The organism is Streptomyces sp. NPDC048290, from assembly GCF_040652095.1.
Classification (GTDB): domain Bacteria; phylum Actinomycetota; class Actinomycetes; order Streptomycetales; family Streptomycetaceae; genus Streptomyces.
This window is the reverse complement of the sequence record NZ_JBEZLM010000036.1, coordinates 44,783-70,839: the sequence shown is the minus strand read 5'-3', so window position 1 is coordinate 70,839 and position 26,057 is coordinate 44,783. Positions and strand designations below refer to the sequence as shown.

General features: G+C 72.8%; 25 protein-coding genes. 14 read left to right on the top strand and 11 right to left on the bottom strand.

From position 1 onward, the window contains the following. Positions 1 to 207: 207 nt before the first annotated feature. Positions 208 to 1,233, top strand: a complete 1,026-nt coding sequence (locus AB0D49_RS38510; RefSeq protein ID WP_362767752.1) for an ATP-binding cassette domain-containing protein — start codon at positions 208 to 210, stop codon at positions 1,231 to 1,233. After that, a complete protein-coding gene (locus AB0D49_RS38505) occupies positions 1,230 to 2,063 on the top strand; it encodes an ABC transporter permease (protein ID WP_362767749.1) in 834 nt (277 codons plus the stop codon). Before AB0D49_RS38510 ends, AB0D49_RS38505 begins: the two co-directional genes overlap by 4 nt. Positions 2,064 to 2,122: 59 nt before the next feature. On the opposite strand, the gene AB0D49_RS38500 is transcribed toward AB0D49_RS38505, so the two are convergent. Continuing rightward, positions 2,123 to 5,392 carry a BTAD domain-containing putative transcriptional regulator gene (locus tag AB0D49_RS38500; protein ID WP_362767746.1) on the bottom strand — a complete coding sequence of 1,090 codons (3,270 nt, stop codon included), beginning with the start codon at positions 5,390 to 5,392 and terminating at the stop codon, positions 2,123 to 2,125. 322 nt (positions 5,393 to 5,714) lie between these two features. On the opposite strand from AB0D49_RS38500, the gene AB0D49_RS38495 reads away from it, so the two are divergent. Next, positions 5,715 to 6,509 (top strand): site-2 protease family protein, encoded by a 795-nt coding sequence (locus AB0D49_RS38495; protein ID WP_362767743.1) that lies wholly within the window; start codon positions 5,715 to 5,717, stop codon positions 6,507 to 6,509. Positions 6,510 to 6,516: 7 nt separating this feature from the next. Here AB0D49_RS38495 and AB0D49_RS38490 read toward each other — a convergent pair whose 3' ends face one another. The 3 genes from AB0D49_RS38490 to AB0D49_RS38480 form a co-directional block, all read right to left on the bottom strand. Then, positions 6,517 to 6,687 carry a hypothetical protein gene (locus AB0D49_RS38490; RefSeq protein ID WP_362767740.1) on the bottom strand — a complete coding sequence of 57 codons (171 nt, stop codon included), beginning with the start codon at positions 6,685 to 6,687 and terminating at the stop codon, positions 6,517 to 6,519. A gap of 94 nt (positions 6,688 to 6,781) precedes the next feature. Then, the gene (gene npdG, locus AB0D49_RS38485; protein ID WP_362767737.1) at positions 6,782 to 7,531 is read right to left on the bottom strand and encodes an NADPH-dependent F420 reductase; all 750 of its coding nucleotides are present in this window, start codon (positions 7,529 to 7,531) and stop codon (positions 6,782 to 6,784) included. Positions 7,532 to 7,560: 29 nt separating this feature from the next. After that, on the bottom strand, positions 7,561 to 8,679 hold the full coding sequence (locus AB0D49_RS38480) for a sialidase family protein (RefSeq protein ID WP_362767734.1): 1,119 nt from the start codon (positions 8,677 to 8,679) through the stop codon (positions 7,561 to 7,563). A 213-nt stretch (positions 8,680 to 8,892) separates the two neighbouring features. Here AB0D49_RS38480 and AB0D49_RS38475 point away from each other — a divergent pair, with 213 nt between their 5' ends. After that, positions 8,893 to 9,501 carry a hypothetical protein gene (locus AB0D49_RS38475; protein WP_362767731.1) on the top strand — a complete coding sequence of 203 codons (609 nt, stop codon included), beginning with the start codon at positions 8,893 to 8,895 and terminating at the stop codon, positions 9,499 to 9,501. 117 nt (positions 9,502 to 9,618) lie between these two features. Here AB0D49_RS38475 and AB0D49_RS38470 read toward each other — a convergent pair whose 3' ends face one another. Continuing rightward, positions 9,619 to 9,849, bottom strand: coding sequence for a hypothetical protein (locus tag AB0D49_RS38470; protein ID WP_362767728.1), 231 nt, complete (start codon positions 9,847 to 9,849; stop codon positions 9,619 to 9,621). Positions 9,850 to 9,907: 58 nt separating this feature from the next. On the opposite strand from AB0D49_RS38470, the gene map reads away from it, so the two are divergent. After that, on the top strand, positions 9,908 to 10,765 hold the full coding sequence (map, locus tag AB0D49_RS38465; RefSeq protein ID WP_362767725.1) for a type I methionyl aminopeptidase: 858 nt from the start codon (positions 9,908 to 9,910) through the stop codon (positions 10,763 to 10,765). Between the two features lie 151 nt (positions 10,766 to 10,916). Then, on the top strand, positions 10,917 to 11,564 hold the full coding sequence (locus AB0D49_RS38460) for a biliverdin-producing heme oxygenase (protein WP_362767722.1): 648 nt from the start codon (positions 10,917 to 10,919) through the stop codon (positions 11,562 to 11,564). A gap of 31 nt (positions 11,565 to 11,595) precedes the next feature. Here AB0D49_RS38460 and AB0D49_RS38455 read toward each other — a convergent pair whose 3' ends face one another. From AB0D49_RS38455 to AB0D49_RS38445, 3 genes are all read right to left on the bottom strand, one after another. Beyond that, positions 11,596 to 12,240 carry a PhzF family phenazine biosynthesis protein gene (locus AB0D49_RS38455; RefSeq protein WP_362767720.1) on the bottom strand — a complete coding sequence of 215 codons (645 nt, stop codon included), beginning with the start codon at positions 12,238 to 12,240 and terminating at the stop codon, positions 11,596 to 11,598. Between the two features lie 182 nt (positions 12,241 to 12,422). Continuing rightward, the gene (locus AB0D49_RS38450) at positions 12,423 to 13,874 is read right to left on the bottom strand and encodes an HtaA domain-containing protein (protein WP_362767717.1); all 1,452 of its coding nucleotides are present in this window, start codon (positions 13,872 to 13,874) and stop codon (positions 12,423 to 12,425) included. A gap of 51 nt (positions 13,875 to 13,925) precedes the next feature. Continuing rightward, entirely contained in the window at positions 13,926 to 15,365 is a 1,440-nt protein-coding gene (locus AB0D49_RS38445; protein ID WP_362767713.1) for an HtaA domain-containing protein, read from the bottom strand. A 213-nt stretch (positions 15,366 to 15,578) separates the two neighbouring features. Here AB0D49_RS38445 and AB0D49_RS38440 point away from each other — a divergent pair, with 213 nt between their 5' ends. The 7 genes from AB0D49_RS38440 (at position 15,579) to AB0D49_RS38410 (ending at position 23,098) form a co-directional block, all read left to right on the top strand. Continuing rightward, entirely contained in the window at positions 15,579 to 16,589 is a 1,011-nt protein-coding gene (locus AB0D49_RS38440; RefSeq protein WP_362767710.1) for an ABC transporter substrate-binding protein, read from the top strand. Beyond that, positions 16,586 to 17,686 (top strand): iron ABC transporter permease, encoded by a 1,101-nt coding sequence (locus AB0D49_RS38435; protein WP_362767707.1) that lies wholly within the window; start codon positions 16,586 to 16,588, stop codon positions 17,684 to 17,686. The genes AB0D49_RS38440 and AB0D49_RS38435 overlap by 4 nt, the downstream gene beginning before the upstream one ends. Next, positions 17,683 to 18,543 (top strand): heme ABC transporter ATP-binding protein, encoded by an 861-nt coding sequence (locus AB0D49_RS38430; protein ID WP_362767704.1) that lies wholly within the window; start codon positions 17,683 to 17,685, stop codon positions 18,541 to 18,543. The genes AB0D49_RS38435 and AB0D49_RS38430 overlap by 4 nt, the downstream gene beginning before the upstream one ends. 266 nt (positions 18,544 to 18,809) lie before the next feature. After that, positions 18,810 to 19,964 (top strand): iron uptake system protein EfeO, encoded by a 1,155-nt coding sequence (gene efeO, locus AB0D49_RS38425; protein WP_362767701.1) that lies wholly within the window; start codon positions 18,810 to 18,812, stop codon positions 19,962 to 19,964. A gap of 10 nt (positions 19,965 to 19,974) precedes the next feature. Beyond that, a complete protein-coding gene (efeB, locus tag AB0D49_RS38420; protein ID WP_362767697.1) occupies positions 19,975 to 21,252 on the top strand; it encodes an iron uptake transporter deferrochelatase/peroxidase subunit in 1,278 nt (425 codons plus the stop codon). 3 nt (positions 21,253 to 21,255) lie between these two features. Continuing rightward, complete coding sequence (efeU, locus tag AB0D49_RS38415; RefSeq protein ID WP_362767694.1) at positions 21,256 to 22,137, top strand: iron uptake transporter permease EfeU; 882 nt, start codon at positions 21,256 to 21,258, stop codon at positions 22,135 to 22,137. Continuing rightward, positions 22,088 to 23,098 carry a hypothetical protein gene (locus AB0D49_RS38410; RefSeq protein WP_362767691.1) on the top strand — a complete coding sequence of 337 codons (1,011 nt, stop codon included), beginning with the start codon at positions 22,088 to 22,090 and terminating at the stop codon, positions 23,096 to 23,098. The genes efeU and AB0D49_RS38410 overlap by 50 nt, the downstream gene beginning before the upstream one ends. A 13-nt stretch (positions 23,099 to 23,111) precedes the next feature. Here AB0D49_RS38410 and AB0D49_RS38405 read toward each other — a convergent pair whose 3' ends face one another. Together AB0D49_RS38405 and AB0D49_RS38400 are read right to left on the bottom strand one after the other, a co-directional pair. Then, positions 23,112 to 23,858 carry a bifunctional DNA primase/polymerase gene (locus tag AB0D49_RS38405; protein WP_362767688.1) on the bottom strand — a complete coding sequence of 249 codons (747 nt, stop codon included), beginning with the start codon at positions 23,856 to 23,858 and terminating at the stop codon, positions 23,112 to 23,114. A gap of 126 nt (positions 23,859 to 23,984) precedes the next feature. Further along, entirely contained in the window at positions 23,985 to 24,650 is a 666-nt protein-coding gene (locus tag AB0D49_RS38400) for a TetR/AcrR family transcriptional regulator (RefSeq protein WP_362767685.1), read from the bottom strand. A 138-nt stretch (positions 24,651 to 24,788) separates the two neighbouring features. Between AB0D49_RS38400 and AB0D49_RS38395 the strand changes: the two genes are divergently transcribed. After that, the gene (locus tag AB0D49_RS38395) at positions 24,789 to 24,977 is read left to right on the top strand and encodes a DUF6243 family protein (protein WP_362767682.1); all 189 of its coding nucleotides are present in this window, start codon (positions 24,789 to 24,791) and stop codon (positions 24,975 to 24,977) included. On the opposite strand, the gene AB0D49_RS38390 is transcribed toward AB0D49_RS38395, so the two are convergent. Then, positions 24,974 to 25,966: a small ribosomal subunit Rsm22 family protein gene (locus AB0D49_RS38390; RefSeq protein WP_362767679.1), complete on the bottom strand. Its 993-nt coding sequence runs from the start codon at positions 25,964 to 25,966 to the stop codon at positions 24,974 to 24,976. The genes AB0D49_RS38395 and AB0D49_RS38390 overlap by 4 nt on opposite strands. Positions 25,967 to 26,057 lie beyond the last annotated feature (91 nt).

Genomic DNA, 26,057 nt, shown 5'->3' with positions numbered 1-26,057 from the left:
ACCCGCACTCACCCACACACCTCTGCCCCCCCCAAAAAAAAGAGGCGGACGGCCCGCCGACGTGCTTTTCAGGGGCGCTGGGGGTACCCCCTCTGGGGGAGGAACTGCGCGACCAGCCCCCACCCAGCCGCACCCGACATACGACCCCACCCGCCCCTGTCGGAGACATGTCGGTGGTTTGTCGGTGGGCGCTGGGACGCTCGGCGCATGACACGAATCGACAAGAACCCTCACGGCGAACAGGTCGCCGTCAGCGTCAGGGGACTGGTCAAGCACTACGGCGAGACCAAGGCGCTGGACGGCGTCGATCTGGACGTACGCGAGGGCACCGTCATGGGTGTGCTCGGACCGAACGGCGCCGGCAAGACCACCCTCGTCCGCATCCTGTCCACGCTGCTCGCGCCGGACGCCGGACGGGCCACCGTCGCCGGGTTCGACGTGGTGCGCCAGCCCCGGATGCTGCGCCGGGTGATCGGGCTGACCGGGCAGTACGCCTCGGTCGACGAGAAGATCCCCGGCTGGGAGAACCTCTACATGATCGGGCGGCTGCTGGATCTGCCCCGCAAGGCGGCCCGCGCCCGCGCCGACGAGCTGCTGGAGCGCTTCTCGCTCACCGAGGCCGCCCGGCGCCCGGTGAGCACCTACTCCGGCGGGATGCGCCGCCGCCTGGACCTCGCCGCGTCGATGATCGGCCGCCCCGAGGTGCTGTTCCTGGACGAGCCGACGACCGGCCTCGACCCGCGGACCCGGAACGAGGTCTGGGCCGAGGTCAAGACGATGGTCGGCGACGGGGTGACCGTGCTGCTGACCACCCAGTACATGGAGGAGGCCGAGCAGCTGGCCACCGAGCTGACCGTGGTCGACCGGGGCGCGGTGATCGCGAACGGCGGCATAGAGGAGCTGAAGGCCAAGGTCGGCGGCCGGACCCTGCGGATCAAGCCGGCCGACCCGCTCCAGCTGCGCCCGCTCGCCCACGCCCTGGACGAACTGGGGCTGACCGGGCTGGCCGCGACCACCGTCGACACCGAGCGCGGCAGCGTCCTCGTGCCGATCCTGAGCGACGAGCAGCTCACCGCGGTGACCGGCGCGGTGGTCGCCCGGGGGCTGACGATCAGCTCCATCGTCACCGAACTGCCCAGCCTGGACGAGGTGTTCCTGTCGCTGACCGGACGCCGGGCGAGCGCCCCGCAGGACACCGTGCCCGCCGACGACCGTGAGGAGGTCGCCGTATGAGCGCGATCACCAGTACCGCACCGGTGGCGCCCGCCGCCGTGAAGGACGACGCCCGGATTCCGCTGCGCGGGCATGTCCGGCACACCGGGGCGCTGATCCGCCGCAATCTGCTCTGGATCCGCCAGGACCCGGAGTCGATGTTCGACGCCCTGCTGATGCCGGTCGTCTTCACCCTGCTGTTCGTGTACGTCTTCGGCGGCTCGATCGGCCAGGCGCTGGGCGGCGGACAGGACGGATACGTCCAGTACGTCATCCCGGGCATGTTGGCGATGATGAGCATGACGCTGTCGCAGAGCGTCGGGACCGGGTTCAGCCAGGACTTCAACACCGGGGTGATGGACCGCTTCCGGTCGCTGCCGATCGGGCGCGGCTCGGTGCTGTTCGCGAAGATCTCGGTCGAGCTGCTGCGGATGCTGTTCGCCACGGCGGTGCTGATGGTGGTGGCGGTGCTGGTCGGGTTCGACATCGCGCACTGGGCGGGGCTGTTCGCCGCGGTGGGGCTGTCGACCGTGTTCGCCTCGTCGATCATGTGGGTGTTCCTGACGCTGGGCGTGATCCTGAAGAACGCGCAGTCCGTGCAGGCGATGGGCTTCCTGGTGCTGTTCCCGCTCCAGTTCGGCTCGTCGATCTTCGCGCCGACGTCCTCGATGCCGGGCTGGCTCCAGGCGTTCACCGACTACAACCCGCTGTCCACGCTGGCCGACGCGGCGCGCGGGCTGATGGTGGGCGGGCCGGTCGCGCACGATCTGTGGGTGACGGTGGCCTGGTCGGTCGGCATCACAGCGGTGATGGCCCCGGTGGCGATCCACAAGTTCCGCACCAAGAGCTGACCAAGGGCTGACCAAGAGCTGAGGGGCCCGTCGGCCGTCCGCCGGGTCAGTCCTCGGGGTCAGTCCTCGGGGTCCGGGCCGAGCAGGGCGCCCGCCTCCTCCGGGGTCAGGGTCGCGCCCTCGGCGAAGGCGGCGGTGAAGGCGGCCTCGCCGAGGGCCCCGCGGGCGGCCTCGGTGGCGCGCTCGCGGGCCGCGCGTTCCGTCGCGGCCTCCACATGGCCCTGGGCGAGCAGGGCGCCGGCGGCGCCCAGGCAGCGGGCCGCGTCCCCGGCCCGGCGGCCGTCGTCGGCCTCGGCGAGGGCGATGGCGCCGACCGTGAGGTACACGGACTGCATGGTCGGCTGCATCACCCGGGCCAGCGGGTCGCCGGACAGGGCGAGGGCCCGGCGGCAGTTGCGCAGACAGTCCGCGTGACGGCCCTCCGCGGCGTCCAGCCACGCCTCGGCGCCCAGGATGTAGGCGTCGAAGACGATGAAGTGGGCGAGCCGGAACTCCTGGCGCAGCCGGGTCAGCTCGGCCCGCGCCTCGACCAGCCGGCCGCTCAGGCACAGCACCCCGGCGAGATGGAGCCGGGCGGCGGGCAGCGCCTCGCTCAGGGTGTTCTCGTACTGCTCGACCACCTGGCGCAGCACCCGCTCCGCCTGTTCCACATCGCCCCCCTCGGCCAGCACACCGCCGAGCCGGGCGGCGAGGACGGCCGCCTGGGTGCGGGCGCCGAGCGTCTCGGCCAGCTCGATCGCGGTCCGGAAGTCGGCGGCGGCCAGCCCGTGTTCGCCCCGCCGTTCGTACGCCTCGCCGCGGGCGGAGAGCGCCTCCGCGGTGGCCCAGGTGTCCCCGAGCCCGCGCAGGACGGCGAGGGACTCCTCGGCGTCGCGGGTGGCCTCCTCGATCCGGTCGGAGCGGTTGGCGGACAGGTTGGCCCGGATGTTCAGGGCCTGGGCGAGGTCCCACTCGTAACCCGGGGTGGTCCGGCAGGTCCGCACCGCCGCGTCGACGATCTCGTAGAGCCGGTCGATGCCGCCGGTGAGCAGGACCGCGAAGAACCACATCGAGCCGGGGCTGCGGCACACCTGGGGCATACCGGGCTCGTAGACCGCGGCGATGGTGTGCAGCTTCTGCTGGGCGCGGTCGTTCTGCCAGGCGTCGAACTCGGTGTCCATGCAGGCCAGATGGGCCAGATGGATGCCTCGGCGGGCCTCGACCAGGGCTTCGCCGGTGAGCGGCGGCGGGGCGTCGGTGACCCGGTCCCAGACCGGTTCGGCGCGCCGGGCGGGCTCCGCGAAGGGGTCGGGGCCCAGCGCCATCACCTCGGCGCACCAGCCGCGGGCCTCGATCCGCAGATCGCGGATCTGCCAGTACCAGATCATCGAGTGCACCAGGCTGATCGCCTCCTGCTCGTCGCGGGCGGCGACGGCCCGGCGGAGCGCGGTGCGGATGTTCTCGTACTCGCGCTCCAGGCCGGTGATGGCGGCGCGCTGGCCGGGGCCGCGCAGCCGCCGGTCGGTGAGCCGGGCGAACTCCCGGTAGTGGGTGAGGTGGGCGCGCTCGGTGGCGGGGCGGGAGCCGGACGCGGTGAGGTGCTCGGCGGCGTACTCGCCGACGGTCTCCAGCAGTCGGTAGCGCATACCGGAGCCGTCCGAGGGGGCGGCGACCACGAGGGACTTGTCGACCAGGGAGCCCAGCGCGTCCAGGGCGGCGGGGCCGCAGACGGCCTCGGCGGCGGCCAGGTCGCAGCCTCCGGCGAACACCGACAGGCGGCGCAGGACGTCCCGTTCGTCCGCGTCCAGCAGGTCCCAGGACCAGTCGACCACCGCGCGCAGGGTCTGCTGGCGGGGCAGGGCCGTACGACTGCCCGCGGTGAGGAGCCGGAAGCGGTCGTCCAGGCGGTCGGCGATCTGGCGCGGGGTGAGCATCCGCAGCCGGGCCGCGGCCAGTTCGATGCCGAGCGGGAGGCCGTCCAGGCGGCGGCAGATCTCGGCGGCGGCCTCCGGGTCGTCCTCGATCCGGAAGCCGGGGCGGGCGGCGGCGCCCCGGTCGGCGAGCAGCCGCAGCGCGGACGGCTCGGGCAGCGGCTCCACCGGGCGCAGCAGTTCGCCGGGGACGCCGAGCGGTTCACGGCTGGTGGCGAGGACGGTGAGCCGGGGGCAGCGGGCGAGCAGCTCCTCGGTGAGCAGCGCTGCGGCCTCGATCACATGTTCGCAGTTGTCCAGGACGATCAGCATCCGGCGCGGTCCGCAGTGCTCGACCAGCCGGTCCACGGGGCTGTCGTGCCGTTCGGCGACGGCCACCCGCATCTCCTCGGCCCCGGCGCCGTACAGCACGGTCTGGCGGGCGCCCAGCGCGGTCAGCACCGCCTCGGGGACGGCGGCCGGGTCGTCCACGGGCGCCAGCTCTGCCAGCCACACCCCGTCCGGGGCGGCGTCCCGTACGGTCTCGGCGGCCTCCTGGGAGAGCCGGGTCTTGCCCGCGCCGCCGGGGCCCAGCAGGGTCACCAGACGGGCGGCGGCGAGGTCGGCGCGGATCGCCTCGATGTCGGCGTCCCGGCCGACGAAGGAGGTGAGCCGGTCGCGGAGGTTGCCGGGCGGGCGGGCGGCGGCGGGGGGCTGCGGGTCGGTGGTCAGGAGTTCCGTGTGCAGGGCGCGCAGTTCGGGGCCCGGGTCGGAGCCGAGCCGGTCGGCGAGCATCCGGCGTACGTCGTCGTAGGCGGCCAGCGCCTGGGCCGGGCGGCCGGTGTCGCGCAGGGCGCGCAGGCGTAGCGCCTGGAGGGGTTCGTCCAGGGGGTGGGCGTCGCACAGGGCGGTCAGCTCGGGCAGCGCCCGGTCGGCGGCGCCGAGCGCGAGGGCGGCGGTGAGCCGGGCGCGGCGGGCGTCGAGGTGGCGGGTCTCGCAGCGGGCCGCGTGCGCGGTGCGGTCGGGGAGGTCGGCGAGGGCGGGGCCGCGCCAGAGGGCGAGGGCGTCGTCGAGGAGGTCGGCGGCCTTGGCGGGGTCGCCGTCGGCCAGGGCGCGGCGGCCCTCGTCGGTGAGGCGCTCGAAGCGGTGCAGGTCGATGTCGTCGGGGGTGGCGGCGAGGCGGTAGCCGCCGTCGGTGGACTGTACGGCGTCCGCGCCGAGGGCGCGGCGCAGCCGGCCCACGAGGGCCTGGACGGCGGCGGGGGCGTCGGCGGGCGGGTCGGCGTCCCACACCTGGTCCACGAGGGTGGTCACCGGGACGGGGTGGGTGGGGCGCAGGGCGAGGGTGGTGAGCAGGGCGCGTAGGCGTGCGCCGCCGAGGGGGACGGGGGTGCCGTCTGGGCGGAATGCCTGGGTGGTACCGAGGATTCTGTAGCGCACCGGTCCATTGTCCCTGGGGTGGGGACCGGTTTCAGGTGCGGGGAGTTTGTGACCGAGTGCGCGGTTCCCCGCGCCCCTGGGAAGCGCGGCCCAGTCTCCGGTGCGGGGAGTTTGTGCCTGAGTGCGCGGTTCCCCGCGCCCCTGGGAAGTGCGGGCCGGTCTCCGGTGCGGGGAGTTTGTGCCCGCGTGCGCGGTTCCCCGCGTCCCCCGGGGCGTTCGCGCGGGGATTCCCGGGAGGAACCCCCTGCTGGGGCTGTACGTTCGGGCGGTAGCGTCTGGCCGCGTTCGTCGGCCCGTTCTTCGGACAACTGTGGGAGTCGTCATGGTCACCGCGTCCATCCGCTCCGAGCGGCGGATCAGTCGGGTATTCCTCGGGATCGTCGCCGTGACGTTGGTGACCGGGTGGGCGGCCTGGAAGGGCTTCGCCGAGGAGCCCCCGTTCGCCGTGTTCCTGTTCGTGACCAGCGCTTGGATCGTGTCCCTGTGTCTGCACGAGTACGCGCACGCCAGGACCGCGCTGCACAGCGGGGACATCTCGGTGGGCGCCAAGGGGTACCTCACGCTGAATCCGCTGAAGTACACGCACGCGCTGCTGAGCATCGTGCTGCCGCTGCTCTTCGTGATCCTGGGCGGGATCGGGCTGCCGGGCGGGGCGGTGTTCATCGAGCGGGGGCGTATCCGGGAGCGCTGGAAGCACAGTCTGATCTCGGCGGCGGGCCCGCTGACCAATGTGCTGTTCGCGATCGTCTGCACGGCCCCGTTCTGGCTGGACTCGCTGGACGGCGTGTCGTCCGACTTCCGCTTCGCGCTGGCGTTCCTCGCGCTGCTCCAGGTGACGGCGGCGATCCTGAACTTCCTGCCGGTGCCGGGGCTGGACGGCTACGGGGTGATCGAGCCGTGGCTGTCGCACAAGGTCCGGCGTCAGGTGGAGCCGTTCGCCCCGTTCGGGCTGCTGCTCGTGTTCGCGCTGCTGTGGGTGCCGTCGATCAACGGGGTGTTCTTCGACACGATCGACGCGATCCTCGGCGGGCTCGGGATCAGCGAGGTGGACAGCTACTGCGGACGGGACCTGTACCGGTTCTGGCAGCAGAGCGACCCGTACTGCGCGCACCCGTGACGAGGCGCTACCGCGCGATCCGGCCGCGCCGCAGGTAGTACCAGGTCATGTTGGACGACAGCCCCACGAGCAGCACCCACACGACCCCCACCAGCCAGTTCCCCTGGACGAAGGAGACGACGGCCGCGGCGGTGGCCAGGACGCAGACGATCAGGGCGTAGAGGGCCAGGCGGGGCATCGGGGGCGGCTCCTGTCAGGAGGTGGGGGAAGGACGGGGACACCGGGGGGGTGCCGGGTTCGGGGTGGTGCGCCCCCCAGTGTCCCCCATCGGCTCAGACGTCGGTGACCCGGAGCCCGGCGTGCGCCTTGTAGCGGCGGTTGACCGAGATCAGATTGGCCACCAGCGATTCCACCTGGTGGGCGTTGCGCAGCCGTCCGGCGAAGACACCGCGCATCCCGGGGATGCGTCCGGCGAGCGCTTGGACGATCTCCACATCGGCCCGGACCTCGCCGAGGACCATCACATCGGTGTCGATCCGGTCGACCTCCGGGTCCTCCAGCAGCACCGCGGAGAGATGGTGGAAGGCGGCCGTGACCCGGGAGTCCGGCAGCAGTGCCGCGGCCTGCTGGGCGGCGCTGCCCTCCTCCGGCTTGAGGGCGTAGGCGCCCTGCTTGTCGAAGCCGAGCGGGTTGACGCAGTCCACGACCAGCTTCCCGGCCAGCTCGGCGCGGAGCGACTCCAGGGTCTTGCCGTGGCCCTCCCACGGGACGGCGACGATCACCAGGTCGCTGCGGCGGGCCGTCTCCGCGTTGTCGGCGCCCTCGACGCCGTGGCCCAGGGCCGCCGCCGCGGCCTCGGCGCGCTCGGCGGCCCGGGACCCGATGATCACCTTCTGTCCTGCGCGGGCCAGCCGGTAGGCGAGGCCCTTGCCCTGCGGACCGGTCCCGCCGAGCACCCCGACGACCAGCCCGGAGACGTCGGGCAGGTCCCAGGGGTCCTTGGCGGGGGCCTTCGCGGGGGCTCCGGTGGAGGGGGCGGCCGGGGTGGCGGGGTCGGTGGCGGCACTGTCCGTAGAGGTCATGCGCCGACCCTACGTCCGACCGCCCGCCGTCAGCCGGTGAGGCGGGTCACGGGCACCCGTCGGAAGGCGATCCGCTCGTACGCCCCGAAGTCGCCGGTCTCGTAGAGCAGTCCGACGGTCCGCTGGTCGGCCCGGGTCAGATCGGAGTACGCGGCGGGCAGTCCGTCGGCGGTGAACACCGGGGACCAGGTGGTGCCGTCGTCGTGGGAGGCGCGGACGGTCATCAGGGCGCGGGCGTCGGTCAGCGCGGGTCCGGCGTAGAGCAGCACATCGGGGTTGCGGAGCTGGAGGACGCTGCCCTGGCAGACGGGCGCGGCGAGACCGGCCTGCGGGCGGAACGGCAGGACGAGGGTGCGTCCGCCGTCCGTGGAGTGGGCGTCGGCCCGGTTGCCGGGTGAGCGGGAGTCGTTACGGGCGTTGAAGTAGACGCGGCCGTCGGGGAGTTCGGCGGCCATGGTCTCGTTGACGTTGATGTAGCCGTCGGTGTTCTGGTCGAGGTAGCCGAGGTACCAGGTCTCGCCGAGGTCGTCGCTGAGCAGACAGTGACCGCAGTTGTACTGCGGTTCGGCGCCGGTGCCCCCCGGCGCGGGCGGCACGGTGTGGTTGCCGGGGACCACGATCCGGCCGCCGGTGAGCTGGATGCCGTGGCCGGGCGTGGTGGCGTACCAGCGCCAGCCGGGCTGCTTGACCTGGGCGGTGATGTCCCGGGGGGCGGACCAGGTCAGTCCGTCGTCGTCGCTGTGCTGGACCCAGACCCGGCGGCCGTCGGCGTCGGAGACCTTGCCGGTGAGGATGAGGTCCTCGGAGGCGGCGGCGGACGAGCGGACGTGCACCAGCAGGATCCGGCCGGTGTGCAGGACGACCGGGGCGGGGTTGCCGGCCAGGTTCGCACCGTTGTCGGCGGCGACCTGGAGCGGGCCCCAGGTCCGGCCGCCGTCGGTGGAGCGCTTGAGGACGATGTCGATATGGCCCCAGTCCTTGCCGGAGTCGACCCGGCCCTCGCAGAACGCGAGCAGCGTGCCCTTGGCGGTGGTGACCAGCGCCGGGATGCGGTAGCTGGCGTAGCCCTCCCGCCCGGCCCGGAAGGGCACGGTCACGGTCACGGGGGCGGCGGGGGGCTGGGCGGGTGTGGCGGGCGTGGGGGGCATGTGCGGCTCCTGGTGGGGCAGGGGGTTACGGGACTCTAGGGGTTCGTACGGCGTCCGTGCGGCGTCCGTGCGGCGTCCGTGCGGCGTCCGTGCGGGGGCATGGTGTCAGGGTGGGGACGCGGACGCGGCCGTAATGCGGGCCTGTGCCCAGGACGGGCGAATTCGGGGTGAACTCCGGGTCACAGGTGGCGTGTTGCGGCACTATGCGGGGCTATGGACGCTGTACGGGTCGCACTGCTGCGTGAGGTGCTCGCCGGGACGGGCTGGCTGGGGGCGACGCGCGGCTTCGCGGGCGCGCTGCGCGGCTCGGTCGTGTCGCACGGCGGCGGGCTGCTGCTGGTGGGCACCGAGGAGTACGAGCCCTGGCATCTGGCGGCCCATCTGGTGGACGAGGCGGCCTGGTCCGGTACGCCGGAGCTGGCCCCGACGCTCGTACGGCACGCGGCCCGGCCCACCGACCCGGCGCATCTCGCGGTGGGCCTCGGCCGGATCGAGGCGGCCAGGCGCGGGGAGACCCTGCTGGTGGTGGCGCCGGACGAGCCGGGGGCGCCGCTGCTGGAGCGGGTGCACGACGCCCGGCGGGCCGGGGTGACGGTGCTCGCGCTGGGCTCGGACGCGCGGGAGCGGGAGCTGTCGGTCATGGCCCATGAGTTCCTGGCGGTGCCGGAGCGCGGGGAACTGGACCTGGACACCGTCCAGCATCTGGTGAGCGCGGCGGCCGGGGAGAACATCCGCCCGGCGCCCCGGGGGCGGCGGCGCCTGCGGGACCGGGTGTCACGGCTGGCGGACCATCTGACGGCACCGCCGCCGGCACGGTGGTGAGCGCGCGGCCCCTCCGGGGGGCCTAGGGGGACTCCGGGAGGTGTCCGGGTGTCTCGGGGATTCGGGGGACTCAGTCCTCCGGGGAGGTACTCGGGGGAGGTACTGGGGGGGCGGGGCTCAGTCCTCGTCCCGCTCCCCCGGTGCCGGGTCGTGCCAGCGGGGGTCGGTCTCCCACTCCAGGTTCCGCTCCCGGGCCGTCGCCATCGCGTGTTCGGCCTCCTCACGGGTGGCGTAGGGGCCGAAGCGGTCCTTGCCGGGGCAGTCGGGGCCCTCCTCGACCGTCTGGTGCTCCAGGCAGTAGTACCACTCGCCGGGCTTTCCGGCCGTGCGCTTCTTGAACAGGGCCATGAGCGGCTCCTTTCGCCTCTGACATGGTCCCCCATGCCCGCTGGTTAGACTCGCTGGCATGTCTGGCCAGTCGCTGCTCGTCCCAGGGGAGCTGTCTCCCACCCGTTCCGTGCCCGGAAACATCCGGCGCCCGGAGTACGTCGGCAAGCCCGCGCCGACCCCGTACACCGGTCCCGAGGTGCAGACCCCGGAGACGGTCGAGGCGATGCGGACCGCCGGGCGGATCGCCGCGCGGGCGATGGCGGAGGCGGCGAAGCTGATCGCGCCGGGGGTGACGACGGACGAGCTGGACCGGGTGGCGCACACCTTCATGTGCGACCACGGGGCGTATCCGTCCACGCTCGGGTACCGGGGCTTCCCGAAGTCGCTGTGCACCTCGGTCAACGAGGTCATCTGCCACGGCATCCCGGACTCCACGGTGCTGCGCGACGGCGACATCGTGAACCTGGACGTGACGGCGTACATCGGCGGGGTGCACGGCGACAACAACGCCACATACCTGGTCGGGGACGTGGACGAGGAGAGCCGGCTGCTGGTCGAGCGGACCCGGGAGGCGCTGGACCGGGCGATCAAGGCGGTCCGGCCGGGCCGCCAGATCAACATCATCGGCCGGGTCATCGAGTCGTACGCCAAGCGCTTCGGCTACGGGGTGGTGCGGGACTTCACCGGGCACGGCATCAACACCGCGTTCCACAGCGGACTGATCATCCCGCACTACGACAGCCCGCACGCCGTGACGGTGATCCAGCCCGGGATGACCTTCACCATCGAGCCGATGCTGACGCTGGGGACGCACGAGTACGACATGTGGGACGACGGCTGGACGGTCGTCACCAAGGACCGGCGGCGGACCGCGCAGTTCGAGCACACGCTGGTGGTGACGGACTCGGGGGCGGAGATCCTGACCCTGCCGTAGCGCTCCGCGCGTGTTCCGGGGATCAAGGGGATCCCGGGGATCAAGGGAGGCCCGTCCCTGCTGGGGGCGGGTTCTTTCTTGTACGCTTTTACCGACAGGGAGTCGGGAAAAGCATTGACTTAGGTAAGGCTCACCTTAGATGATTCATTCCATGGAGTCCTTCTCGACAGTCATCCGCACCGCGTCCCAAGAGCAGCATGTGGAGGCGGAGACCTCGACGTTCATGAGCGATCTGCTCGGCGGCCGGCTCGGCGTGGACGCGTACGCGCGCTACACCGAACAGCTGTGGTTCGTGTACGAGGCGATGGAGTCCGGCGCCGAGGCGCTGGCGGCGGATCCGGTCGCGGGTCCCTTCGTCCAGCCCGAGCTGTTCCGGCTCGGCGCGCTGGAGCGCGACCTGGAGCATCTGCGCGGTCCCGGCTGGCGCGACGGCCTGTCCGCGCTGCCCGCCACCGAGGAGTACGCGGACCGGGTGCGCGCGTGCCTTCAGACCTGGCCCGGCGGCTATGTGGCCCACCACTACACCCGCTACCTCGGCGATCTCTCCGGCGGTCAGATCATCCGCGACAAGGCGGAGAAGACCTGGGGCTTCGCGCGCAAGGGCGACGGGGTGCGGTTCTATGTCTTCGAGTCGATCGACAACCCGTCCGCCTTCAAGCGGGGGTACCGGGAGCTGCTGGACGCGCTGCCCGTGGACGATCTGGAGAAGCAGCGGGTGGTGGCGGAGTGCAAGCGGGCGTTCGTGCTGAACACGGGCGTGTTCCGGGCGTTGGGTGAGGAGTTTCCGCTGACCGCGTGAGCGGTCCCCTGGGTGCCGGGGTTATCAGCGTTCAGCGTTCCAGTACCACCCGTCCCCCTATCTCGACCCATCCCTCCGGCTGCGGGGCCGTGAGGATCTGGGAGCCCGCGCCCTGGGTGATGTTCAGGGCGCGGCCCAGGTGTGCCGTGAGCTGGAGCGCCGCCGAGCCGGTGGCCTCGTCCTCCGTGATCCGGCCGTCCCGCGTCACGAAGCTCCGGGCCCGTATCCGTCCGGCCGCCTCGTCCTCCCAGGCCCAGACATAGGAGCGGGGTCCCTCCGGGGGTGCCTCCAGGCTTTCGACCTCGGCCGCCGAGGCGTACTGCCGGAAGGTGCGCCGTGGCGCCCATTCCGCGCGCGCCTCCAACCAGCTGAACTCGCCGTCCTGGCGGGCCCCCGCGAGTCCGGCCGCCGTGGTCAGCTCCGGTACGTCGAGCAGCCAGGCCGCGCCTAGGCAGGCGGTGGCGGCGAAGGGGAGGGGGGCGGTGGGGGTGTAGAGGTCGACGGTTCCGCGTTCGGGGTCGTCGACGAACACCGTCTCGGTGAACGCGAGTTTCTCCGCGAGGGCCTGGCGGGGGGTGGGGGCGGGGAGGGTGGAGCCGTCGCGGACGACGGCGAGTTCCTTGCCCAGGCCGGTGTTCGCTGCGCAGAAGACGCGGAGTACGTCGTATTCGGTCACGGGGGCATTGAAGCGTATGGGGTGACCGGGGGGGCGTTGGTGTCGGGGGTGTTGTGAGTGCGGGTGGGTGTTCTTTTGCGCAGTTCCCCGCGCCCCTGAGGGGGGGGTGGGTGGGGGCGCGGGGAATTGCGGGTGCGGGTGTGTGGGGGGAGTGCGCAGTTCCCCGCGCCCCTGAGGTGGGTCTAGCTGCGGCGCTTGCGCATGGTCAGGACCAGTCCTGTGCCTGTCATCAGGGTGAGGGCCGCTGCTGTGCCCAGGGTTGCTACCGGGGTGTCGGAGCCGGTTTCGGCCAGGCCGCCGGTTGGTCCGGTGGTGGTGGTGCCCGTCGTACCGGTGTCTCCGGTGCCGTCCGTGCCGCCCGTTCCGCCTGTGCCCTCCGTGCCGCCCGTGTCGTCGGGGAGTTCGGCGGATTCCGTCAGCGCGACCGACAGGGTCACCGGGTCGAGTGTCGCGCCCGGCTCGTAGAAGGTGCCGAACGCCTCCGCGCCCTCGGTCGTCAGCTTCGCGGTGAGGTCCTGGAGGGTGATGACGTCCCGCTGGGGCTTCAGGTCGGCCGACTCGGCGGTGAGGTCGGCGAGGACCACGTCCTCGGACTTCTCGCCGAGGCTGGTCACATCGGCGGTGAGTTCGCCGCTGCCGCCGTCGAGGGTGGCCCTGAGGTCGGTCAGGGTGAGGTCGAGACCGTACGCGGTGCCGTCCTGATGGCCCTTGAAGTTCACGGAGCCCTGGAACTCGGCGGTGAGAGTGTCCGCGTCGGTGTCGTACGTGCCGGTCGCGTCCGGGAACGTGAACTCCCCGTTGTCCGCGGCCTGCGCCGCCCCGCCGGACACCGTGATGGCGCCCTTGGCCACGCCGTCCACCACATACGTACGGAAGGAGTCCTTCACGCCCCAGGTCAGCGTGCCGTCGGCGATCTCGCCCCTGGCGGCGGCCGGAGTCGCGGTGGTGGCGGTCGGGGTGGGGGTCCTGGTGGGTGTCGGGGTGGGGGTGGGGGTCTTCGTCGGAGTCGGGGTCGGGGTCGGGGTGCCGGTCGGGGTGCCGGTCGGGGTGGGGGTGCCCGTGGGCTCCGGGGTCTTCTGGAGGACCGTCAGCGGGTCGCCCGCCGCGCCCGCGTAGCTCGCGCTGCCGAGGAGGTCGGCGGCCTGCTGGGTGAGCCTGGTCTCCATGTCCGTCATGGCGCGCGAGACGGTGACCTCGGCGAGCGGGACGTCGTCGGTGGTGGTGCCCGCCGTGGTGACATCGGCGGTGATCTCGCCCTCCGCGCTGTCGAACCGGACGTCCGCGAGGGTGATCTCGAAGCCATGGCGCTCGGACGCGATCCTCAGCGCGCCCTTGAAGGCGAGGTCCACGGTGTGGGCGGTGGGGTCGTACGTCCCGGAGCCGCCGGTGAAGGTGAACACACCGTTGTCGGCGGCCTGCGCGGCCCCGTCGGAGGCGGTGAAGCCGCCCGCGGCCATGCCGACCACATAGGTGCGGTACGACTGCTTGATGCCCCAGGTCAGTTCGTAGCCGGTCAGGGGGACACCGGCCGCGGCGGCGGGTGTGGCGACGGCGAGGCCGAGGGCGGTGGTGCCCAGTGCGGTGGCCACGGCGGCGGCGACGGCGGTACTGCGGCGGCGGGATCGGGTGGGCATGGGTGGTTCTCCTGGGAGTGGGTGTGTCGAGAGGGTTCAGGGGGGTGGTGGTCAGTCGGCGTCCGTCTGTGCCTGTGCCTGTGCTGGTGCCTGGCGGGCGCGGTGGCGGTAGCGGAGGTACGCGGCTGTCGCCAGCAGGAGCAGGGCGGTGGCGGTGAGGGTGACAGGGAGGGCGGGGAAGCCGTCCCCGGACGATCCGGCCGCGGCGATCGGCTCGGCGGGCGGGGTCTCCTGGTCCGGGGAAGGAGTGGGGTCCGCTTCGGGCGTGGGCTGGTCGCCCAGGTCGGGGAGGGCGGGCAGGGGGGCGTCCTCGGTGAGGGCGACGGCCAGGGACACCGGGTCCATCTCCGTGCCCTTCCGGTACATGCCGTCGAACGCCTCGGCGCCGCTCGCGGTGAGCCGCGCCTGGGCCTCGGTGACGGCGACCAGGCCGTTCTTCGGCGTGAGGTCCCGCGCGGTGAAGGTGATGAGGGAGACGTCCTCGGTGGCGCCGTTCACGCGGGCGTAGAGGGTGCCCTTGCCGTCGGTGACCGTGACGCGGAAGGCGTTCAGCCTGAGATCCAGGCCGTGTTCACCGGTGAAGCGCACCGCGCCGGTGAATTCGGCTCTCAGTTCGCCGTCGCGGTACGTCCCCTCCGCGCCGGGGAAGCGGAACAGGGCGCCGCCGTCCTGTGCGCCCGACGACAGTGTCCACGCGCCCTGGGCGATGTCGCCGGTGACGTACTCCCGGAAGGTGCGGCGCACTCCCCAGTCGACGGCCCCGTCGACCAGCTTCTCGGTGGCGGCCTTCGGAGCCTTCGGGGCGTCGTCCTCGGCCGTGTCGTCGTCCGGTGCGGACCCGCTCGCCTCGGGTGTCGTGCTCGGCGCGATGTCCGCCGACAGGCTCACCGGGTCCAGCGGGGTCCCGGCCGCGTAGTACCCGGCGAAGGACCGGGCGCCCTCGGCGGTGAGGGTCGCCGGGAGGTTGTTCAGGGTGACGGCCCTGCCGCCGCCGCGCAGGTCGATGCCGCCCAGCGAGAGGGAGGCGAAGGGCACTTGGCTGGACGTCGTGACCGCCCCCGTGCCCTTCGCCTTGCTCGTGACGTCCACGTACAGCGTGCCCCCGCCGCCGGAGAGCCGGACGGTGGGGCGGCTGATCGTCATGTCCAGTTCGTGGGCCCCGGAGTCGGTCCGGTGCCCCGTGAACCGCACCCCGCCCGAGAACCCGGCGCTGAAGGCCCCGGTGCCCCCGTCGTAGCTGCCGCTGGCCGAGTGGAAGCGGAACTGCTGTGCGCCGACCGTGGCGGCACCGCCGGTCAGGGAGTAACCGCCCTGGGCGATGGGCCCGGTGACATAGGTCTGGAAGGACGATTTCACGCCCCAGTCCAGCCGTCCGCCCCGCACCGGGCTGTCGGCCGCCGCCGCGATCCCGGCCGGGAGCAGCGCCCCCAGCACGGCGAGACAGAGGACGGCGATCCAGCCGGGGCGGCGCGACCGCGCGGATGGGGGCATGACGGACCTCCGACGAAACGACAGGTGAGTGACGGGTGATGACGACTCGGGGCGGCTGGCCTCGGCGCTCCCCAGAGACGACCCCAGAGACGACCACAGCGAAAAGAACCGGCCAGGAACCAACCCGATCTAGCCAGCAAGGTAAGGCTAACCTAAACTCCAACGAGTGATTCCGGAAGGTCCGGTGCGGAGAGGAACGGCACGGTGCGACCCTTGCGCGCCCGACTGGCGGGAGCCCTGCTGGCGGTGCTCACCCTGACCACGGCGGGCTGTTCCGCTTCGGCCGGTACCGGCGGCGGTACCGGCCCGGCCCCCACGGCGGCCGGAGCCGCGCGCCCCGCCGACCGGGTCGAGCCGCTCACCCCGGCCCCGGCGCCGGAGCTGCCCGTCACCGTCACTTCGGCCGACGGCGAGCGCGTCACCGTCGAGGCGGCCGACCGGATCGTCCCGCTGTCCGGGTCGCTCGGCGAGATCGTGTTCAGCCTCGGGCTCGGCGACCGGGTCGTCGGCCGGGACGTGTCCACCACCTTCGAGCAGGCACGCGACCTGCCGTTGGTGACCCGCGCCCATGACGTCTCCGCCGAGGGCGTGCTCTCGCTGAAGCCCGGTCTGGTGCTCGCCGAGACCACCTCGGGCCCGGTCGAGGCGATGGACCAGATCCGCGCGGCCGGGGTCCCGGTGCTGACCGTCGCCCCCGCCAAGGGACTCGGCGATGTCGGCCCGCGGATCGCGGCGGTCGCCGGGGCGCTCGGGGTGCCGTCCGCCGGGCGGGAGCTGACCGAGCGCTCCGAGCGGCGGATCGAGGCCGTGCGCGCGGATGTTCCCGAGGCGCCGGACAGGCCCCGGGTGGCGTTTCTGTATCTGCGCGGCTCGGCCTCCGTCTATCTGATCGGCGGGGCGGAGTCCGGGGCGTCCTCGCTGATCGAGGCGGCGGGCGGGGTCGACGCGGGCGCCGCCTCCGGACTCACCAAGGATTTCACCCCGATCACCAGCGAGGCCCTGGTGAAGGCCGCCCCGGACGCGATCCTCGTGATGTCCAAGGGACTTGAGTCGGTCGGCGGGATCGACGGCCTGGAGAAGGTGCCGGGGGTGGCGCAGACGCCCGCCGGGCTGGACCGGCGGATCGTGTCCGTCGAGGACGGCGTCCTGCTCACCTACGGCCCGCGCACCGACCAGGTGCTCGCCTCGGTCGTGGCCCAGCTCTACGAGGGCGGTGCCGCGTGACCATCCTGGACAAGGCGACCGGACCGGCACCGGCACAGACGCCTGCCCCGGTCGAAGGAACCCGTGTCCGCCGGGGCCCCGCCTGGCTGCTGACCGTCGGTCTGGTCGTCGGGCTGCTGGTGCTGGTGCCGGTGGCGGCGGGCATCGGGGCGTATCCGATCCCGGTCGGGGACGTCCTCGCCTCCGTACGGCACCAGATCGGGCTCGGCGGGCACGAGCTGGACCGGGTCGCCGAGTCCGTGCTGTGGAACGTCCGGTTCCCGAGGATCGTGCTCGCCCTGCTGGTGGGCGCCTCGCTGGGCTGCGCGGGCGCGCTGATGCAGGGCGTGTTCGGCAATCCGCTCGCCGAGCCCGGCACCATCGGGGTCTCGCTGGGCGCGGCGGTCGGCGCGGTCGCCTGCATCGCGCTGGGCCTGAGCTTCTTCGGCACCTGGACCCTCCCGGCGATGGCCTTCGTCGCCGGTCTCGGGACGGTGCTGCTGGTGTACGGGATGGCCCGCGCGGGCGGCCGTACGGAAGTGGTGACGCTGATCCTCACCGGGATCGCGGTGAACGCGTTCTGCGGGGCGCTGGTCGGGCTGTTCATCTTCCTGGCGGACACCGCCGCGGTGAACCAGATCACCTTCTGGCAGCTCGGCTCGCTCTCCCAGGCGACCTGGCCGAAGGTGGCGGCGGTACTGCCGTGTGCGGCGCTGGGACTGCTCGTCGCCCCGTTCTACGCCCGCAAGCTGGATCTGCTGGCCCTCGGCGACCGGCCCGCCCGGCATCTGGGGGTGGAGGTGGAGCGGCTGCGGATCGTACTGATCCTGGTGGTCGCGCTGCTGACGGCCGCCGCGGTGAGCGTCTCCGGGGTGATCGGCTTCGTCGGTCTGGTCGTCCCGCATCTGCTGCGGATGGCGGCCGGTCCCGGGCACCGCTTCCTGGTGCCGGGCAGCGCGCTCGGCGGGGCGCTGGTGCTGCTGGGCGCCGATCTCGCGGCCCGCACCCTGGCCGCGCCCGCCGAGCTGCCGCTCGGTGTGCTGACCGCCCTGGTGGGCAGCCCGTTCTTCTTCTGGCTGCTGCGCCGCACCCGCCGCAAGCAAGGAGGCTGGGCATGACCCCGACGACCGGTTCCACGCGGCCCCGCTTCCCGCTGCGGCTGCGCTCCCGCCCCACTCCCCCGCCCGTCCCCGCCCCCGGTGACGTCCTGGCCGCCACCGAGGCGCTGTCCGTGCGGCTCGGTGAACGCGAGGTCCTGCGGGACGTCGACATCACCGTCCGCGCGGGCGAGGTGCTGGCGCTGGTCGGGCCCAACGGGGCGGGCAAGTCCACCCTGCTGGGCGCGCTGGCCGCCGATGTCCCGGCCGCCTCCGGTGTCGTACGGGTGTGCGGGCGGCCGGTGTCGGCGTGGTCGGCGCCCGAACTCGCGCTGCGCCGGGCGGTGCTGCCGCAGTCGGCGTCGCTGGCCTATCCGTTCACGGTGGCGGAGGTGGTCCGGATGGGCCGGGCGCCCTGGGCCGCGGTGGACCAGGACGACGACGATCTCGCCGTGGACCGGGCGATGGCCGCGACCGAGGTGACCGCCTTCGCCGTACGGCCGTTCTCGGCGCTCAGCGGTGGGGAGCGGGCGCGGGTGGCGCTGGCCCGGGTGCTGGCCCAGCGGGCGCCGCTGCTGCTGCTGGACGAGCCGACGGCCGCGCTGGATCTGCGCCACCAGGAGCTGGTGCTGCGGCTGTGCCGGGAGCGGGCGCGGGCCGGGGACGCGGTGGTGGTCGTGCTGCACGATCTGGGGCTCGCGGCGGCGTACGCGCACCGGGTGGCGGTGCTGCGGGCCGGGCGGGTGGCGGCGGACGGACCACCGGCCCAGGTGTTCTCGGAGGAGCTGCTGTCGGCGGTGTACGACCAGCCGGTGGAGGTGCTGCCGCATCCGAGGACGGGGGCGGTGCTGGTGACTCCGCGCCGGGAGGTTTCCTAGGCCGTCCCCGGGCCGTGACGACGGGCGCGATATCGGCCGCGATGACGGCCGCCTGATCGCCTCCCGCCCGGTGCCCTGAGCGCCGCCCCGATGACCGTCTTGACCACCGCTTGACCGTTCCCTGACACCCGCATTGCCCCTCATTGAGGGCTCCATGACCATAGGCGACGCATGAGAGCTGAATCACTGTCCGACCGGGTATCGGAAAGGTAAGCCTCAGATAAGTTAGGCGCGCCTTCCTTCCCGGTCCGTCCTCTGGAGCCCGCATGCGCGCCGCCGGTTTCTCGCTCACCACCGCCGTAGTCACGGCGGCGGCCCTGACCGCCCTCACCGGCTGCACCGAGAAGGGCGGTTCGGGCGACGGCGGCAATGTCATCGAGGTGACCGCCACCGACGACAAGTGCGAGGTCTCCACCCATGAGGTGCCGGCCGGGCACATCGAACTGGCCGTCGAGAACAAGGGCACCAAGGTCAACGAGGTCTATCTGCTCTTCCCGGACGACCGGGTCGTCACCGAGCGGGAGAACATAGGCCCCGGCACCAGCCAGCGGGTCACCGCCGAGGTCAAGGCCGGTGACTACCGCATCGCCTGCAAGCCCGGCATGAAGGGCGACGGCATCCGCCAGGACCTCAAGGTCACCGGCGGTTCCGCCGCCCCGCGCGACCCCCGGCTCGACCAGGCCGTCGCCGCCTACCGGGGCTACGCCCAGGCGCAGGCCGACGAGACCCTCCCGCTCGCCCAGGCGTTCGCCGACGCGGTGCGGGCCGGGGACGTGGCCGCCGCGAAGAAGGCGTACGCCACCTCCCGGATCGGCTGGGAGCGCACCGAGCCGGTCGCCGAGTCGTTCGGGGACATCGACCCCAAGGTGGATCTGCGCGAGGACGGTCTGGAGGACGGCCAGGACCCGGAGACCGACTGGACCGGCTGGCACCGCCTGGAGCGCTCGCTGTGGAAGGACGGGAAGATCAGCGACCGGGACAAGCAGCTCGCCGATCAGCTGATCACCGATCTGACCGACTGGCAGAAGCGGGTCGGCACCGCCGAGATCACCCCGACCTCCATGGCCAACGGCGCCAAGGAACTGCTGGACGAGGTCGCCACCGGCAAGGTCACCGGCGAGGAGGAGCGCTACTCGCACACCGACCTGGTCGACTTCAAGGCCAATGTCGAGGGCGCCCAGAAGTCGTACGAGCTGCTCAAGCCGGTCGCCCAGGAGAACGACGCGGCGCTGGCCACCGAGCTGGACAAGCAGTTCGCCGCGCTGAACACCCTGCTGGACCAGTACCGCCCGGACACCTCGTCGTACGCCTTCGTCTCCTACGACACGGTCGGCGCCGCCGATCGCAAGGAGCTGTCGGACGCGGTGAACGCGCTGGCGGAGCCGCTGTCCCGGCTGGCCGCCGCGGTCGTGGCGAAGTAGGGGCGCGGCGATGACGGACGACAGCGACACCGGCACCGGTACCGGCACCACCGGTGCACCGGCCCCCTCCCGGCGGGCGCTGCTGGGCTGGGGCGGGGCCGGGCTGGCGCTCGGCGCCGCGGCGGCGGGCGGGGCGGTCGCGATGGCCGGTACCGGCGACGACGACCCCGCTCCGGCGGGCGGCGCGGTCGCCTTCCACGGGGCGCACCAGGCGGGTATCGCCACACCCGTGCAGGACCGGCTGCACTTCGCCGCGTTCGATGTGACGACCGAGGACCGGGACGCGTTCGTGGCGCTGCTCAAGGAGTGGACGGCCGCCGCCCGCCGGATGACGGCCGGGGCGCCGGTCGGCGAGGGCGGGTTCGGCGGGCTGCCCGAGGCGCCCCCGGACGACACCGGGGAGGCGCTCGGTCTGCCGCCGTCCCGGCTGACCCTCACGCTGGGCTTCGGGCCGTCCCTGTTCGGGAGGTTCGATCTCGCCGGGGCCCGCCCGGACGCGCTGGTCGACCTGCCGAAGTTCCCCGGCGACAAGCTCGACACCCGGCGCGGCGGCGGCGATCTCTGCGTCCAGGCGTGCGCGGACGATCCGCAGGTCGCCGTGCACGCCATCCGCAACCTCGCCCGGATCGGGTTCGGGCGGGTCGTGGTGCGCTGGTCGCAGCTCGGCTTCGGCAAGACGTCCTCGACCACGCCCGACGCGCAGACCCCGCGCAATCTGATGGGCTTCAAGGACGGCACCCGCAATATCGCGGGCACCGAGACGGACCGGCTGGAGAAGTTCGTCTGGGTCGGCGCGAAGGACGGGCCCGGCTGGATGACCGGCGGCTCCTATCTGGTCGCCCGGCGCATCCGGATGCACATCGAGACCTGGGACCGCGCCCCGCTCCAGGAGCAGGAGGACATCATCGGCCGGGACAAGGGCGAGGGCGCCCCGGTCGGCAAGGCCAAGGAGCGTGACGAGCCGTTCCTGAAGGCGATGCTCCCCACCGCCCATGTCCGGCTCGCCCACCCGGACTCCAACGCCGGGGCGACGCTGCTGCGCCGCGGCTACTCCTTCACCGACGGCACCGACGGCCTCGGACGGCTGGACGCGGGCCTGTTCTTCCTGGCCTACCAGCGCGATCCGCGCACCGGCTTCATCCCGGTGCAGCGCAATCTGGCCACCGACGCCCTCAACGAGTATCTCCAGCACGTGGGTTCGGCGGTCTTCGCGATCCCGCCGGGCGTGCGGGACGAGCGCGACTGGTGGGGCCGCTCACTCTTCACCCATGTCACCGAAGGGGCCTAGCGCGTGTTCTCCAACTATCTGATCGGGCTGCGCGAGGGTCTGGAGGCCAGCCTCGTCGTCTGCATCCTCATCGCCTATCTGGTCAAGACGGACCGCAGGGACGCCCTCAAGCCGGTCTGGACCGGGATCGCCGTCGCCGTCGCGCTGGCGCTGGGCTTCGGCTGCGCCCTGGAGTTCGGCTCGCAGGAGCTGACGTTCGAGGCGCAGGAGGCGCTCGGCGGCTCCCTGTCGGTGCTCGCCGTGATCCTGGTGACCTGGATGGTCTTCTGGATGCGCCGCACGGCCCGTCATCTGCGGTCCGAACTGCACGGCAGGCTGGACGCCGCGCTCGCGATGGGCACCGGCGCGCTGGTCGCCACCGCGTTCCTCGCGGTGGGCCGCGAGGGTCTGGAGACGGCCCTGTTCGTGTGGGCGTCGGTGCGCGCGGCCGGGGACGGCACGCCGCGCCCGCTGATCGGGGTGGCCCTCGGCATCGCCACCGCGGTGGTACTGGGCTGGCTGTTCTACCGGGGCGCCCTGCGCATCAACCTCGCCAAGTTCTTCACCTGGACCGGCGCGATGCTGGTGGTGGTCGCGGCGGGCGTCCTGGCGTACGGCTTCCACGACCTCCAGGAGGCGGACTGGCTGCCGGGCCTGACGGACAAGGCGTTCGACATCTCCGGCACGATCCCGCCGGACAGCTGGTACGGGACGCTGCTGAAGGGCGTGTTCAACTTCCAGCCCGACCCGACCGTCCTCCAGGTCACGGTGTGGCTGCTGTACCTGGTCCCGACGCTCGCCTTCTTCTTCGCCCCGGTAGGGTTCGCCTCCGGGAAGGGGAGGGTGAAGGCAGCCGATGAGCAGGGATCGCGGCCCGCGAACGCCGCGCAGTCGCCGCAGGATTGACCGCAGGGCCCGGATAGCGGCCACCGTCACCGCCGTGTCGCTGACGGCGGGCGGCTGTGTGGTGGTGCACGGCGAGCGCGAGGTGGTCCCGGCGACCACCCGGGCGGAGGCCACCGAGGCGCTCAAGGAGTTCACCGCCGCGTACAACGCGGCCGACAAGGCGTTCGACCCCGCCCTGGACGCGGACCATGTCACCGGCGCCCTCGCCGCGATCGACGGGGCCCGGCTGACCGCGGGCCGGGCGGGTCATCCGCAGGGCAACCCGGACCACAGCCCGCTGGTGCTGTCGGACACCGGGTTCACGATCCCGAAGAAGGCGGGCTGGCCGCGCTGGTTCGTCGCCGACGCCCGCGCCAACAAGGGCGGGGACAGCCGCTGGCTGTTCGTGTTCACCCGCGACGGTCTCGACCGCACCTGGGAGGCCGCGTATCTGACGCTGGTCGCGCCGGGCGCGGTGCCCGAGTTCGCGACGGACGCGGACGGCTGGGCGGAGCCGGTCCCGGCCGACGCCACCGATCTCGCCGTACGCCCCCGGGATCTGAGCCGGGACTACGCGGGCTATCTCCAGGACGGCGGCAAGACCTTCGCGGCCGGTCCGCACACCACGGGCTGGCGCGACCAGCGGGCGAAGGACACCAGCCGCCCCGGGCTCGCGACCCAGTACATCGACGAGCCGCTCACCGGCGGCGATCACGCCCCGCTGGGGCTGCGCACCAAGGACGGCGGCGCGCTGGTGTTCTTCGCCACCCGGCACTTCGAGAAGCAGACCGCGGCCACGGGCACGGCGGTGCCCGACCCGTCCGACGAGGTGCTGGCCCTGACCAAGGGCGAGATCAAGCAGTCCCTGACGATGGAGTTCGTCTCCAACGAGGTGGTCCGCACCCCGAAGCGCGGCACGGGCGACCAGCGGGTGACACTCCTGGGCCGCATCCAGGGCTTGACGGGGGCGCAGGGCGGCTAGCCACCTGTCGGGCTCAGCGGCGCAGGGGCCAGGCTTCCGACGGATGGTCGGTGTCATCGCCGGTCTCGGCCGCGTACTTGGCGCAGGCGTCGGTGAGGTGCTCCAGCAGGCTCAGCGGGTCGGGCAGGGGGTGTTCGGGGCCGCGGACCCACCGCACGCGCTGTCCGTCACCGAGCAGCCGGGCCGGGGGGACGAGGACGTAGGAGCCCCGGCAGTGCCAGCGCAGCCCGGGGTGCTCGTCCTTGGTCTCGGGGTGGCAGTCCAGCTCACAGGGCCACCACTCGTCCTCGTCCTCGGGGGTGCCGCGGGTGAGGGTGAAGAACAGCGCGCGGCCCTCGTCGCTCTCGGCGACCGGGCCGACCTCGATCCCGTCGGCGAGCAGCCGCTCCAGCGCCCGCCGGCCGGCCGGCAGCGGTACGTCCAGCACATCGTGGACCATGCCGGTGGCGGTGATGAAGTTGGCCTGCGGCTGATGGCGGGCCCAGCGCTCGATCTGGGCGCGGTCGGTGGTCGACTGGGTCTGCCAGGCGAATGACACCGGGTGCCGCGCGGGGGTGGGACAGCCCACCCGGTCACAGGAACACCGGTAACCCGGGGCGGGGTGCGCGGCGGGGGCCAGCGGCAGTCCCGCGGCGGCTGCGGCGAGCAGCAGGGACTCCCGGCCGTCGGTGTCGGCGGCGGTCTCCTTCGGACGGCGTCCGCGCAGCCACTGGCTGATTTTGCCCTGCCGGCCGGTCCCGCCGTCGAACTCCGCGCTCATCTGTCCCCTCGCCTCGCCGTCGTGCGGACAGCATGCCCTATGGTCCCATCTTCGCGCGCTCCGGGGGTGCGGAGCCGACATCCCGGGTGGTTCCGGAGTGGGTGGCATCGGGTGCCTTGCCGGGATTTACGGGGCGGTGTCCGACGACGTCCGGGAGGCGATCCCGTACAGGGCGTAGTCGACCAGGGTGTCGGTGTAGGCGTGGCTGATCGGGCCGGTGTGCTGGAGCCAGCGCTGGGCGAGCGGGGAGACGAACAGTTCCAGGGCGATCCGGGGGTCGACGTCCGGGCGCAGCTGACCGGCGTCCTGGGCGGCGCGCAGCCGCTGGAGGTAGAGCAGCAGACCGGGTTCGAGGAGCTTGGTGAACAGCTGCCTGCCGAGCGCCTCGTCGGCGACGCCCTCGGCGGCCAGGGCGCGGGAGGGGACCTCGAAGCGGGGGTCCTGGAGTTCGTCGACGGTGGTGCGCAGGACGAGCTTGAGATCGGCGGCGAGATCACCGGTGTCCGGGAGCGCCTGGTCGCCGGGGGCGCCACCGGTCTCCTCGGCGACCTGCCCGGCGAGGTCGAGATACGCCTCCATCAGGACATCGACCTTGGAGGACCACCATCGGTAGATGGTCTGCTTGCCGACTCCGGCGCGGGCGGCGATCCCCTCGATGGTGGTCTTGGCGTACCCGGTCTCGGTGACCAGCTCCAGGGCGGCGGCGTAGATGGCCCGCCGCGACTTCTCACTGCGCCGGGAGGCGTCGGGCTTCGTGGACTGCGTGGGCTTCGTGGACTTCATGGCTGCCATGCCCCGAACTTAACAGGTTGACAAGACGCTGCGTCTCGCGAACGATAAACGCATGGAGAGAAACAAGACGACCCGTCTCGTCTCTCTCCACTGACACATCAACCCGAAGCACCGCGTCACCCACGAAAGGGAACCAAGATGAGCCGCAGTGGATCAGGAAACATGCTCGGAGTCGGCGGAACCCGCCAGAACCTCGGCCGCAAGGCGCTGCGCGGTGGCCGCGCGGGGTCCCAGGTGGGCGGCGGACTGGACGCCCAGGCCCAGAAACGGGAACTGCTGCGCAAACTCCAGGAACGCCGCCAGGGGAAGGAGTCCGCGGGCTCCTAGGCCGGGGCGCCCTGGTCGTGCGGCGGCCAGGGATCGCCCCAGTCGGCGTCGCGGGCCGCCTTGTAGAGGTCGCCGTGGCGCTTGGTCACGGTGACCCGGGCGAGCCGCTCCTGCGCCTCGCACAGATCGAGCAGCACCTGCCCCTTGCGGAGCTGCGGCCGGCGGACGACCCGGGCGGCGGCGGGCTCGTTCGGAAACCGGGTCGCGGCGACGTACGAGAACTTCTCGTCCTCGTACGCCAGGGAGCCGCCCTTGATCTGGCGGTGCAGGGCGGAGCGGCTGACGCGGGCGGCGAAGTGGCACCAGTCGGTGCCGGGCACGATCGGGCATCCGGCGCTGTGCGGACAGGGCGCGGCGATCCGGAACCCGGCGGCGATGAGCCGTGCGCGGGCGGCGAGGACCCGTTCGTACCCGTCGGGGGTGCCCGGCTCGACCACGACGACGGCCTGACCGGCCGACGCGGCGGCGTCGACGACGGCGGCCCGGCCGTCCTCGGTCAGCTCCCCGAGCACATACGAGACGGTGACCAGATCGGCGTCGTCGACGACGAGCCCGGCGCCGATCCGGGCCCGCCGCCAGCTCACGTCCCGCAGCTCGGGACGGGCGGCGGCCAGCTCACGGCCGAGGGCGAGGGCGGGTTCGGCCCAGTCGAGCACGGTGACCGGCCGGGTACCGGCCCAGGTGGCGCTGACCGCCCAGGTGGCGGCGCCGGTCCCCCCACCGATGTCGAGATGCGAGCCGGGCACCCACCCCGGTACGGCGTCGGCGAACTCGCCCAGCGCGGAGCTGACGGCGGCGAAGGTGGCGGGCATCCGGTAGGCCGCGTAGGCGGCGACATCGGCCCGGTCCCGAAGAATCGGCACGTCGGTGGGGGTCTCCCCGCGATAGACCCCGATCAGCCGCTCGACCGCGCCCCCCGCCCGCCGCCCCGACACCCCGTCCAGAACCCCGGCAAGCGCCCCACGCAAAGACTCCCCAATCCCATCCACCCCCAAAGTCTCTCACCCAGCCATACACAAAACCCCCGCCCACCCCCACCCCCTAAGGGGCGCGGGGAACTGCGCAAAACCCCCCACAACC

Coding starts and splice junctions, on each gene's coding strand:
- AB0D49_RS38510 (WP_362767752.1), top strand. CDS start 208: ATGACACGAATCGACAAGAACCCTCACGGCGAACAGGTCGCCGTCAGC.
- AB0D49_RS38505 (WP_362767749.1), top strand. CDS start 1,230: ATGAGCGCGATCACCAGTACCGCACCGGTGGCGCCCGCCGCCGTGAAG.
- AB0D49_RS38495 (WP_362767743.1), top strand. CDS start 5,715: ATGGTCACCGCGTCCATCCGCTCCGAGCGGCGGATCAGTCGGGTATTC.
- AB0D49_RS38490 (WP_362767740.1), bottom strand. CDS start 6,687: ATGCCCCGCCTGGCCCTCTACGCCCTGATCGTCTGCGTCCTGGCCACC.
- npdG (WP_362767737.1), bottom strand. CDS start 7,531: ATGACCTCTACGGACAGTGCCGCCACCGACCCCGCCACCCCGGCCGCC.
- AB0D49_RS38480 (WP_362767734.1), bottom strand. CDS start 8,679: ATGCCCCCCACGCCCGCCACACCCGCCCAGCCCCCCGCCGCCCCCGTG.
- AB0D49_RS38475 (WP_362767731.1), top strand. CDS start 8,893: ATGGACGCTGTACGGGTCGCACTGCTGCGTGAGGTGCTCGCCGGGACG.
- AB0D49_RS38470 (WP_362767728.1), bottom strand. CDS start 9,849: ATGGCCCTGTTCAAGAAGCGCACGGCCGGAAAGCCCGGCGAGTGGTAC.
- map (WP_362767725.1), top strand. CDS start 9,908: ATGTCTGGCCAGTCGCTGCTCGTCCCAGGGGAGCTGTCTCCCACCCGT.
- AB0D49_RS38460 (WP_362767722.1), top strand. CDS start 10,917: ATGGAGTCCTTCTCGACAGTCATCCGCACCGCGTCCCAAGAGCAGCAT.
- AB0D49_RS38450 (WP_362767717.1), bottom strand. CDS start 13,874: ATGCCCACCCGATCCCGCCGCCGCAGTACCGCCGTCGCCGCCGCCGTG.
- AB0D49_RS38445 (WP_362767713.1), bottom strand. CDS start 15,365: ATGCCCCCATCCGCGCGGTCGCGCCGCCCCGGCTGGATCGCCGTCCTC.
- AB0D49_RS38430 (WP_362767704.1), top strand. CDS start 17,683: ATGACCCCGACGACCGGTTCCACGCGGCCCCGCTTCCCGCTGCGGCTG.
- efeO (WP_362767701.1), top strand. CDS start 18,810: ATGCGCGCCGCCGGTTTCTCGCTCACCACCGCCGTAGTCACGGCGGCG.
- efeB (WP_362767697.1), top strand. CDS start 19,975: ATGACGGACGACAGCGACACCGGCACCGGTACCGGCACCACCGGTGCA.
- AB0D49_RS38410 (WP_362767691.1), top strand. CDS start 22,088: ATGAGCAGGGATCGCGGCCCGCGAACGCCGCGCAGTCGCCGCAGGATT.
- AB0D49_RS38405 (WP_362767688.1), bottom strand. CDS start 23,858: ATGAGCGCGGAGTTCGACGGCGGGACCGGCCGGCAGGGCAAAATCAGC.
- AB0D49_RS38400 (WP_362767685.1), bottom strand. CDS start 24,650: ATGGCAGCCATGAAGTCCACGAAGCCCACGCAGTCCACGAAGCCCGAC.
- AB0D49_RS38395 (WP_362767682.1), top strand. CDS start 24,789: ATGAGCCGCAGTGGATCAGGAAACATGCTCGGAGTCGGCGGAACCCGC.